General features: G+C 61.0%; 10 protein-coding genes and 3 pseudogenes. 9 read left to right on the top strand and 4 right to left on the bottom strand.

From position 1 onward, the window contains the following. The first annotated feature begins 144 nt into the window (after positions 1 to 144). The 9 genes and pseudogenes from DKT70_RS16985 to DKT70_RS18870 all read left to right on the top strand — a co-directional run. Positions 145 to 1,143: a universal stress protein gene (locus tag DKT70_RS16985; protein ID WP_146612685.1), complete on the top strand. Its 999-nt coding sequence runs from the start codon at positions 145 to 147 to the stop codon at positions 1,141 to 1,143. Positions 1,144 to 1,165: 22 nt separating this feature from the next. Continuing rightward, positions 1,166 to 1,351 (top strand): hypothetical protein, encoded by a 186-nt coding sequence (locus DKT70_RS17910; protein ID WP_146612684.1) that lies wholly within the window; start codon positions 1,166 to 1,168, stop codon positions 1,349 to 1,351. 447 nt (positions 1,352 to 1,798) lie between these two features. Further along, positions 1,799 to 2,878: pseudogene (locus DKT70_RS16980) on the top strand (MlaE family ABC transporter permease). 32 nt (positions 2,879 to 2,910) lie between these two features. Continuing rightward, positions 2,911 to 3,639 carry an ABC transporter ATP-binding protein gene (locus tag DKT70_RS16975; protein WP_199559640.1) on the top strand — a complete coding sequence of 243 codons (729 nt, stop codon included), beginning with the start codon at positions 2,911 to 2,913 and terminating at the stop codon, positions 3,637 to 3,639. A gap of 127 nt (positions 3,640 to 3,766) precedes the next feature. After that, complete coding sequence (locus tag DKT70_RS16970) at positions 3,767 to 4,954, top strand: MlaD family protein (RefSeq protein WP_233490648.1); 1,188 nt, start codon at positions 3,767 to 3,769, stop codon at positions 4,952 to 4,954. 589 nt (positions 4,955 to 5,543) lie between these two features. Continuing rightward, on the top strand, positions 5,544 to 6,362 hold the full coding sequence (gene minC / locus DKT70_RS16965) for a septum site-determining protein MinC (RefSeq protein WP_233490647.1): 819 nt from the start codon (positions 5,544 to 5,546) through the stop codon (positions 6,360 to 6,362). Further along, a complete protein-coding gene (gene minD / locus DKT70_RS16960; RefSeq protein ID WP_111560249.1) occupies positions 6,359 to 7,207 on the top strand; it encodes a septum site-determining protein MinD in 849 nt (282 codons plus the stop codon). The genes minC and minD overlap by 4 nt, the downstream gene beginning before the upstream one ends. Next, the gene (minE, locus tag DKT70_RS16955; protein WP_199559639.1) at positions 7,204 to 7,482 is read left to right on the top strand and encodes a cell division topological specificity factor MinE; all 279 of its coding nucleotides are present in this window, start codon (positions 7,204 to 7,206) and stop codon (positions 7,480 to 7,482) included. Before minD ends, minE begins: the two co-directional genes overlap by 4 nt. Before the next feature lie 178 nt (positions 7,483 to 7,660). After that, a pseudogene (locus tag DKT70_RS18870) lies at positions 7,661 to 8,200 on the top strand (IS481 family transposase); the annotation flags it as partial. 17 nt (positions 8,201 to 8,217) lie between these two features. Here DKT70_RS18870 and DKT70_RS18510 read toward each other — a convergent pair. From DKT70_RS18510 to DKT70_RS18505, 4 genes and pseudogenes are all read right to left on the bottom strand, one after another. Continuing rightward, a pseudogene (locus DKT70_RS18510) lies at positions 8,218 to 8,415 on the bottom strand (IS110 family transposase); the annotation flags it as partial. Positions 8,416 to 8,617: 202 nt separating this feature from the next. Then, positions 8,618 to 9,397 carry a phosphatase PAP2 family protein gene (locus tag DKT70_RS16940; RefSeq protein WP_111560247.1) on the bottom strand — a complete coding sequence of 260 codons (780 nt, stop codon included), beginning with the start codon at positions 9,395 to 9,397 and terminating at the stop codon, positions 8,618 to 8,620. Positions 9,398 to 9,722: 325 nt separating this feature from the next. Beyond that, complete coding sequence (locus DKT70_RS16935) at positions 9,723 to 10,478, bottom strand: LysR substrate-binding domain-containing protein (RefSeq protein ID WP_233490646.1); 756 nt, start codon at positions 10,476 to 10,478, stop codon at positions 9,723 to 9,725. Further along, positions 10,469 to 10,639: a LysR family transcriptional regulator gene (locus DKT70_RS18505; RefSeq protein WP_233490645.1), complete on the bottom strand. Its 171-nt coding sequence runs from the start codon at positions 10,637 to 10,639 to the stop codon at positions 10,469 to 10,471. The genes DKT70_RS16935 and DKT70_RS18505 overlap by 10 nt, the downstream gene beginning before the upstream one ends. Positions 10,640 to 10,793: the final 154 nt, after the last annotated feature.

Genomic DNA, 10,793 nt, shown 5'->3' with positions numbered 1-10,793 from the left:
TCATTGTCCGTCCTCAAGTTGGGCCGGGCTCTAATCAGCGGTGGAGAAAAAATCCCGTGGCAGGTCAGCGGCGAGCGAAGTAGTAGGCTGCCATGAAGGTCGCCAGGTAGGTGCGGAACTGATAGTGGCGCTCTTGTAGCGAACTTGGCCAACAATTTTCTTCATTCCTCAGAAAACGATCGCACCATCAAGTTATGGAAGCAAAACCCTACCTCAGTTGATACAAATCAATATGGAAGCATGGCGGTGCGCTATACTTGGTCGGCAATCTGGTCAAGGATGACGTCGATGAAGAACGCAACTGTTCTGGTGGTGCTTGGGCGTACCGCCAAGCCAACCGATCTTGAACCGCTCACTCAGACAGCGCGGGACCGCAACCTGCACCTGATCATCCTGATCCTTGGGGTGATGCCGCAAATTCCGATCTATACCTATGGCATCGGCGAGGGAGGAGTGTATTCACTGCCCCCAGGTTGGCAGACCGAGGTGGATGAAGCCAATGCCAAGCTGGAGGTGCTGCGCAACCAGATCTCTGACTATCTGGCCGATCAGGGCACCAGCGCCGAGGTCCGCGTCGCCAGCGGTCAGGCCGCAATCCTGCCCGGTGCCGTGTCGCACGCTGCGCTGACCTGCGATCTGATCCTTATCGGCAACGATCTGCGCCAGGATGCGTATGTGTTCGACGATGTCATACGCGCCGCCCTGTTCCGGTCAGCAGGCGGGGTCATGTTGAACGCGATGGGGTCGGTCAAGGCGCTGCAACCCGCGTCGGTGTTCGTGGCATGGAAGGCGGGCATTCCCTCGGCGCGGGCGGTGCATGCTGCCATGCCGATCCTGCGCGATGCCCGAAATGTCACCGTCGCGCTGTTCGATCCGGTGACGACCAAGGCGCGCGACGGGGAAAACCCCGGTTCCGATGTTGCCGCCTGGCTGACCCATCAGGGTTGCCATGTTACGGTCCAGCAATATCCAAGCGGTGGCGAGGAAATTGGCAAGGTCATCATACAGCGCATGAAGGAAACCGGCGGCGATCTGATCGTCATGGGGGCCTATGACCATTCTCGTTTGCGAGAGGTGATCTTTGGTGGAACCACACGAGTGCTGATCGAACAGCGCGACTGTCCCGTTCTGCTGTGCCACTGATCGGGGACCGGCGGGTGCCGACATGCAGACCGACCTGGCGGATCCGTCGCCAATCAAACCACGTGGAACAGCAAATCGGCAAATTCCATGGCTTCGGCTGCGGGACGGTGGTGTTTACGAAGTCAGCGCCGTTACCATTGCGTGCATGATACCCGTTGCGATGCAGGTGATGGTTGATGACGCTGCTTTAAAGCTTCCAAAAAATTGAGAGAAAGAAATCAATTTTTTCCGAGTTGTTCAGCGTCGCGATCAAGATAACCCTAATGGCATTCAATTTGATGCAGGTCTTATTTATGCATTAGAAATTGGTATCGGGTTGCATGCGCCGATATGCAAGTTGAACAGTCTTGTCACCGGCTTCTCTCCCATTCTGCCGCACTGATCGTTCAAGAATAGGTCAGGAAGTCACCGGCAAAGTTTGCGAAAAAGGTCGACATCGCATCTATGGAGTTTCTTCTCGCACGCTGACCGCATGTTATCGCGTTATCGGCCATTGACCAATCGAGGCTTGCGCTCTCGCGCGGCACTCATCGCCAGGCGGACTGATCTAGATCAAAGCGAGTATGGCATTTCGGGGCCAAGGTCCGGGCCAGACAGATCTCACCGGAACGACCCCTATGGATGCTGCCCCGCCACTCGTCGCCGCAGGGCGCGCATGACCCGCCCTTCGATGCGTCTGTCCATCGATGCACGAAGTGACCGTGTCACCCTGTCGGGCGATCTGGTCGTCTGGACGCTGGAACGGCTGTCCGCGCTGGATGCAACAGGGATCGACCTGGCCGCCCTTGCCCGCCTGGACACCGCCGGCGCGTGGGAGCTGGCGCGACGGCGCGCGGCGGGGGCGGCGCTGACCGGCCTGTCTGCGCGGCATGCCAACCTGCTGGCCACGGTGACGGCCGCGCTGACCGTGGCTGATCCGCAACCGCCCGCCGTGCCCCCCTGGCGGCGCGTGCTGCAGGCGACGGGACGGCGGGTGACCGGCGCGGGCCTGTATCTGGCCCAGCTGGCCGAATATCTGGGCCGAACCCTGGCCGCGCTGGCGCGTGCCTTGCGCCATCCGACGCGGTTTCCGCTGACGGCGCTGATCCATCACGCGCAGGAAACCGGCCTGCGCGCGGTGCCCATCGTCACGGTCATGTCCTTTCTGATCGGCGTGGTGCTGGCCTTTCAGGGGTCCGACCAGCTGCGCCAGTTCGGGGCCGAGGTCTTTGTCGTGGATCTGATCGCAATCTCGATCTTGCGGGAACTGGGCATCCTGCTGACCGCGATCGTGGTGGCGGGACGCACGGCCTCGGCGCTGACGGCGTCCATCGGGTCGATGAAGATGCGGCAAGAGGTGGACGCCATGCGCACCCTGGGGCTGGACCCCGACATGGTGCTGGTTCTGCCGCGCATCCTGGCGCTGGTGATGGTGCTGCCGATCCTGGGGCTGATCTCGGCAATTGCGGGGCTGCTGGGCGGCGCGGTGATGTCCTAGGTCGAGCTGGGCATATCGCCTGCCGTGTTCCTGGCCCGGCTGGCCGATATCAGCGTGACCCATGTGATCGTCGGGCTGGCCAAGGCGCCGGTCTTTGCGCTGATCATCGGGGTGATCGGCTGTCACGCGGGGATGCAGGTGGGCAAGGACGCGGAATCCCTGGGGCGAATGACTTCGTCCGCCGTGGTCAGCGCGATCTTTGCTGTCATCATCGCGGATGCGGCGTTTTCCATCTTCTTCGCGCGGGTGGGGCTGTGAGCGACGCCGTCGTCCGGGTGCGGGGCCTGCGCATGCAGTTCGGCACCCACGTCGTCCATGACGGCCTGGATCTGGACCTGAACGGAGGAGAGATCCTGGGCGTCGTCAGCGGGTCGGGCACGGGGAAATCCGTCCTGCTGCGGGCCATCTTCGGGCTGGACGCGGTTCGGGCCGGGACCATCGACGTGCTGGGCAACCGCATCGGCACGCTGTCAGGCCCCGACCGCCGCGCACTGGAACAGCGGTGGGGCGTCATGTTCCAGGACGGCGCGCTGTTTTCGTCCCTGACCGTGCGCGAGAATGTCGAGGTTCCCCTGCGCGCCGTTCCCGGCCTGACCGACGCGCAGCGCCGCGGTCTGGCGGAACTGAAGATCGCCATGGCGGGCCTGCCGTGGAAGGCCAATGGCGACATGCCCGCCGACCTGTCGGGCGGCATGCGCAAGCGCGCCGGCCTGGCCCGCGCCCTGGCCCTGGACCCCGAGATCCTGTTTCTGGACGAACCCACCGCCGGGCTGGACCCGATCGGGGCATCGGCCTTCGACCGGCTGATCGTCACGCTGCGCGACGCGCTGAACCTGTCGGTGTTTATGGTCACCCATGATCTGGACACGCTGCATGCCTGCTGCGACCGGGTCGCGGTTCTGGCCGAATGCCGCGTGCTGACCACCGGCACGATGGCGCAGATGCTGGATGTCGATGACCCCTGGGTCCACGAATATTTTCACGGACCGCGTGCGCGCGCCGTTACGGCCAAGGATTAGGCGCATGGAAACCAAGGCCAATTACGCGCTGATCGGCGCCTTCACCATTGCGGGGTTCGTGGGGATCTTGGGGTTCGTGCTGTGGTTCGCGCAGCTGCAGCCGGACCGGCAATTCGCCTAATACGACGTGTATTTCCCCGAGGTGTCGGGCCTTGGTCCCGCTTCCGAGGTCCGCTTTGCGGGCCTGCCGGTCGGGCGGGTCGTCGACATGCGGCTGGCGCCGGGAAACCCCCTGCCGGTCCGCGTCCGCATCGAGGAGATTCTGGAAACCTCGATCCGCAGCGACAGCCTGGCCGCGCTGGAGGTGCAGGGCGTCACCGGCGTGGCGCTGGTCGCGATCACCGCGGGGTCGGCCCGCGCACCCCTGCTGCGCGACGCCGACGGGTCCCAAGTGCCGGTCATCGCCTCCAGCCGGTCGGCCCTGCAGATGCTGACGGATGAAGGCCCACGGATCATCGCCCGCCTCAGCCTGGTGGCCGAACAACTGACCCAGATCCTGGGACCGCAGAACCAGGGGCGGGTGGCTGCGATCCTCGACAATGTCGAACGCTCCAGCGGCAATCTGGACCAGGCGCTGGCGGATGTTGCGGCGGCGACCGATGCGATTGCGGTCGCGGCGACGGGCATCGCGGCATTCGGGGACCAGATGGGCGGCTTGGGCGACAGCGCGACAATCACGCTGGAGCGTTTCGCAGACGCCGCCGTGCAGGCGCAGGCGACGCTGGACCGGGTGGACGGCTATGTCCAGGGCGACCTGGCCACGCTGACGCAGGAGTTGCAGCGCGGCGCGGCGGGCCTGGGCGATCTGGCCGATCAGGGGCGGTCCAGCCTTGACGGGTTGGACAGGACGCTGGCTGCCGGAACCGGGGCCTTCGACACCGCGCAACGCTTGATGGGTGATCTGACGCCCGTCGCAGCCGACCTGCGTACGACCTTGGGCGCGGTCACCACCGCGATGGCCGGCCTGCCCAAGGATCTGCCCCGCATCAGCGCCAGCCTGCGCGCGGCATCCGACAACGCGGCGGCGGCATTCGCATCCCTGCGCGGCGTGCTGAACGGGGCGCGCGGACCGGTCCAATCCTTTGCCGGCGACACGCTGCCCCAGATAATCCGCCTGTCGCAGGACATGCGCGCGCTGGTCCAGAGCATGGACCAGCTTGTCTCGACCCTGCGCCGCAACCCGGCGCAGCTGCTGTCCGGCCCCGCACCCCCGAGTTCCGCAGATGAGGTTCCCCATGCGCCTGCCCACCGCCCTTCTGATCGCTGCCACGGCCACCCAGTTCGGACCGGAGCGCCTCCGAGCGCGTGCCATTGATCGGGACCCGACCGCCGGCTGACTTCATCAGGGCGCGCAGCTGTAAACTCGCTGCATCTTAGACACCGTATACATGGCCGCGACCGACCAGTTGCCAGATCAAATAAAGCTCTTGCCAAGGGGCCATCCATACATGGTCCGAGTGCAGCCACGAACACGATGTCTTTGCCGGGATCAGGGTGGACTTAGCCACCCACAATGCCGGGCATAAAGACAGCCTGCTCGCCGCAACCGTCTTGAGCTGGCTTCGATACTTTATGAGTCTGGAGGCTAAGCAATTGCTTAGGCATATACGTAAACCTCTATGGATGTGGCTAAGTTTCTGGTCAAAACGAGGGCCAGTTCAAGCAGGGTCCGCGCCAAACTGATCTCCATTAGGACACCAGTCTGAATCAAGATTGGACCGCCCTGTGGATCTCTTGCATTAATTCAACCCCGATCACTGATTTCGTTCTTCATCAAACCATCTTGCGGACGAGACATATTTTCATGGCCTATCAGGTGCCAAGGCTGTTCAAGGACCTTCGACGATCTAAAAAGGCAAGTTCCTGCTGATGATGCGAACTGCTCTTTCGCCCGACTAAAGATCGTGAAAAAGAACATGAAACAAGAGCGGTGCACCCTTTGGTCGCAATCCGCCCCGAGAGCAGGAGCAGAGTTCGCCGTGTCAGGTCGATACCCACGGTCGCCGCATAACCCAATGCCAACCAGCGTCGCCGCTTTTCAGGTGCGCGGCCGCTTCCTGACGTCACTGGTCCTGCGCATCGACAGCCAAAGCGCGGGCGATCAATTCTATGGGCAGATCGACGAACAGCTGCTGAAAACGCCTCAATTCTTCCTGGGCGCACCCATGGTGCTGGATCTTGGAAATTCCGAAGGCTTTCGCGATGCCGACGCCATCCGTGATCTGGTGGACAATCTGCGCCGGCGCGAATTGCGTGTCTTTGGCGTCCAGAATGCAAACGGTCTTGATGCAGCGATGCTGCAGAATCTGGGTCTGATCAAGGTGACGACGGGGCGCGATGCGCCATTGCCGCGCGACACGGGCCCCGTGACTGCACCTGCTGCTCCGCGAAAAACAGAAAACAAGGTGATCAGGTCCCCGGTTCGTTCTGGTCAGATGATCGTGGCGGAACATGGTGACCTGACGGTGATCGGATCGGTCGCCTCGGGGGCCGAGTTGATCGCGGCAGGGAACATCCATGTCTACGGTCCCCTGCGCGGTCGCGCCATGGCGGGCTGTCATGGCGACGAAACCGCGCATATTTTTTGCCAGAGCCTGAATGCCGAACTGGTCGCGATTGCCGGGCTCTACCAGACAAGCGAGACGCTTGACGCTGCTGTAGGCCAAGGTTGCACACATATTTATCTCGAGGATGAAAAACTTCGCATGGAGGTGATCGCATGACGACAGAACCGAAGAGCAACCCGCCACTTGGTCGGGTGATCGTGATTACCTCGGGGAAGGGTGGCGTTGGAAAGACCACATCCTCGGCGGCAATTTCGGCAGGGCTTGCCAAGCAGGGCTTCAAGACGGTCGTGATCGACTTCGACGTGGGGCTTCGCAACCTGGACATGACCATGGGCTGCGAGCGCCGCGTGGTTTTCGACTTCATCAACGTCATTCAGGGTGATGCAAAGCTGAAGCAGGCGCTGATCAAGGACAAGCGCCTGGATACCCTGTTCATCCTTCCGACCTCGCAGACCCGCGACAAGGATGCGCTGACCAAGGACGGCGTCGAAAAAGTGCTGACCGAACTGCGGTCCGAGTTCGACTATATCATCTGCGACAGCCCCGCCGGCATCGAACACGGCGCGCAGATGGCCATGCATTTCGCCGATGAGGCCGTGGTCGTCACCAACCCAGAAGTGTCGTCCGTGCGCGACAGCGACCGCGTGCTGGGCCTGCTGAGCAGCCAGACCAAACGGGCCGAAACCGAAGGCTCCGATCCGATCAAGGCGCAGGTTCTGATCACGCGCTATGATGAGACCCGTGTCGAGAACGGCGAGATGATGACGATCGAGGACGTTCTGGAAATTCTGGCAGTGCCGCTGCTGGGCGTTGTTCCGGAAAGTAAGGCTATCCTGAAGGCCTCGAATGTCGGCACGCCGGTCGTGCTGGATGGTCCGTCGGCGGCGGCCCAGGCCTATGAGGATGCGGTTCTGCGCCTGACCGGAAAACAGGTCGAGATGCGCATCCAGGGAGAGCGTCGCGCCGGTCTGTTCAAGCGACTGTTTGGACGTGCATCATGAGCCTGTTCAGTTTCACCCGCAAAAAGCAGCAGCCCAAAAGCGCGCAGACGGCCAAAGACCGTCTGCAGATATTGTTGGCGCACGAACGCAGCAGCAGCGGCAAGGCCGAGGTTGATTACCTTCCAATGCTGCAGCGCGACATCGTCGCAGCGATCAGGAAGTACGTCCCGATCGGAGAGACGGATGTCGACGTTCGCATGGAGCGTGGTGATCAGATGTCCAGCCTGGAAATCAATATCGAGCTGCCCAAGATCGCCAAATCAAAGGATGGTTGAGGAGTTCCGCAAGCTGCGATTGCAGTTTGTTCCGGCTGCGCATCAGCACATTGGGCCGCCTTTTGATCCAAGAGTTGCGTCTTGGGCCATGTTACCAAAAAGGATCCACATCAGGCTTTAGGTGTTTGATCCCACGGTTTGATGGTGTGATCCTTTCTCAAGCTTGGAAGGAAGCATTATGGGACAAGTTCGTCATAGGAGCGCCACGACCACGCACGCTGTCAGAGGAGCAATACACCGATCGCAAGCTTCGCTCGCGCCTCTGAGCAAATAGCTGGGAATTAACCCCAAGACAGTCGCGAAGGTGCAGTCGGTCAACGACCGCAAAATCGGGCCGAGCGAGCCGCGCTTAACCGTTTTGACCGTGGCCGAGGAAGCTATGATTGTTGCGTTCCGACGTCACATGTTGCTGCCAATGGATGCTTGTCGCCTATGCTTTTCAACCCTCAATTCTGCACCTGACGCGGTCGGCGCCGCACCGGTGTTTGCAATGATATGGGATCTCGCGCCTGCCGGACATCGAGGGAAAAAGCCATAGCGGCGGCAGTTAAAGCGCTACCCGATCAGGTTCTTCCATATCGATATCGCCGAGGTTCAGACGGCCGCAGGCAAGCTCTACCTCTTCGTCGGCATTGATCTGACCAGCAAGTACGCAGTTAAGCAGTTGGTCGACAAAACAGGCCTCAAGACAGCTTGGGAGTTCCTGGAACAATTACTCTAGGTCGTCCCTTTAAACCGCACTTCATGCCCGACCGTCGTAAGCTTCCGCGCCCAATCATGAGTGCCCGCGCAGGCTTCGATGAAGACGAGACAGGGCTCCAATCTTGAGAAGAAAGCCAACATCTGCGATCTCCGCCGGCACACAATCGAACCTTCCGTGTACACTCCGTCAACGTAGTAGACGTTCTTGGCCAGATCGAGTCCGATGGTGATCGGCTTGTCCACGGATGGTTCCCCTCGGGTGCGTGCTTCTCGGACCCACCTTGGCACAACGCGATGCCGTTGGCGGGCCGACCCTAATCATTGCAGCTCTGACAGCGTGCGTGGTCTTGGCGCTTCCGCGACGATTCTAGCCCATAATGCTTCCTCCCATCCCTTGAAGAGGATCGCACCATCAAACCGTGGGATCAAACAACTAGGCGTGGGTCCCCGGGTTCTGGTCTTCCGGCGGCGCGACGTTGTCCTTCAGGTCGGGCTCGATCGTGCGATTTCTCCCCATCCAATGCGCGACCGCCAGGCAACCAAGCGCCCAGGCTGCGCCTGCGGCCCACCCGGCAAGTACGTCCGTCGGCCAGTGAACCCCCAGATAGACCCGGCTGACCCCGACGCCAAACACGATCAGCGTGGCGGCCATGATGAAGAATGTCCTGATCCTGGGGCTGCTCTGGGTTCGCGCCAGCAGCACGGCGAGGGTCAGATAGGTGATGGCTGCCATCATCGAATGGCCGCTTGGGAAGCTGGCCGAATAGACGATGGAACCATGCGGGACCAGTTCGGGGCGCGGACGATCGAAGAAATTCTTGAAGGCCGTACTGGCAACCAGACCCCCGCCTATGGCGACGCCTAGAAAAAGAGCCGTGCGATAGAGCCCCCTCAGCCACATGAAGCAACCGGCAAAAACGGTCAGCAGCACCAGGACCCCGACCCCGCCAAGCGCCGTGAAGTCCCGCCCCATCTCCTCGAGCCATTTCGGTCCAAGCGGATCCGAGGCATCAGCGGGGTTGCGCATCATCAGCATGACGGCGGTATCAAAGGCCTCGGTCGATCCCCGTGTCACTTCCTTAGCCAACTCGACAAAACCCCAAGCCGCCATCGACGCCAGAAAGATGGCCAGAAGAATGAGAGACTCGATTGCCGATCGCAGCAATTGGAAGGCGCGGCGGGCGGTCGTCAGAAAAAGATCGGATCGTTTCATTGAGCCTGCGTACCTCCGGCGCATCCTGCCGACAAGCATCAAGAGCCGCCGGTTTCCAAGCCTGCACCGCGCGGTGTTCCCACAAGCTGGCGAACTGTGGATAGAGTACTGGATGGGTCGAACCTTCCGGAATACATCGCACCGTCAAACCGTGGGATCAAACACCTGAGATGGTGGAGCCGCGCAGGATCTTCGAGGGGTGTTTGGAGAAGCGCAATATTGCCTGCCACTAGCTGCAAACTCCCTCAAGGTCACGTTACCTATGGGTTATATCTCGCGAACAGTTCCGAAAGCTGCCGGGTCATTTCTTGGTGTCATCCAACAGTCAGCCCCGCCAAACGGTGTTCGCGATCTGCGGCGACAGATAGGCTTGGCCGAAATAGTCAACGAAATGTTTGACGGGATCCGGCTTGGCCTGACTGCGCCGCCAGGCCAAGCCGACATCCATCGACGGGATCTCTGGCTCCATAACCACGGTGGAAATCCGCCGCCCCTCGAGTGACCACGGACGATAGACCATATCCGACAGGATCGTCACTCCCAGCCCGTTGGTCACCATCGACCGCACGGCTTCGGTCGAGGAGGTGCGTATACGGACCTTTGGCACAAGCCCTGCCGGCCCCCAGTATTTCATCGATGTATTGGCCGCCTCATCCACCGTCAGCATGATGTAGTCATGGGTGGCGACCTCCTCGAACGAGGCGAATTCGCGGCCCGCCAGTGGGTGGTTCTGCGGCACCCATAGCCGTCGGTGCGACCGGAGCAGCGTCTGCGTCGTCAGTTCCGGGTTCGCGGTATTAGAAGTCAGGATCACCGCGATGTCGAAGCGGTTCGAGATCAGCCCTTCTTCAATGCTCTCGCGGTTCATCTCGCTGATATTGATCCGCAGATTGGGAAATCGGCGAGACAGACGGTCTAGGTGGCAGGGCAGAAAATAACCGCAGACGGTATAGGTGGCGGCGATGTTGATTGTCCCGGAAACCTCGGAATGGTTCTGACCGATATCGCGGGCGATCTGGACCTTCTCCACCACCTCGCGCGCCGCGCTCAGCAGATCGCGGCCTGTTGGGGTCAGGTCCATGCCATGGGCCGTGCGGGTGAATAGCGTGGAACCCAAGCTCTGTTCAGTTCACGGATGGCCGATGTAACCGAGGATTGAGAGACTGACAGCTCTGAAGCGGCTCGGCTGACCTGCCCCAACTCAGCAGTGGCCAAAAAAAACTTCAGCTGTCTTAGGTTCATCGGGTCAGGTTACTTCCGGCAGATCGGGACGGGCGACGGTTCCATCATTCGGGATAATCTGAAACCAAATTATTGAGAAACCCGATCACCTAGGCTCAGGACTTCGGTAACGGGTTCGTCTCAGTCAAGCCATTTCACGCATGCGCCGTCGTCC

This window comes from Paracoccus sediminilitoris, from assembly GCF_003259195.1.
Classification (GTDB): Bacteria; Pseudomonadota; Alphaproteobacteria; order Rhodobacterales; family Rhodobacteraceae; genus Paracoccus; species Paracoccus sediminilitoris.
The sequence above is the reverse complement of the archived record's forward strand: the minus strand, read 5'-3'. Positions and strand labels throughout refer to the sequence as shown.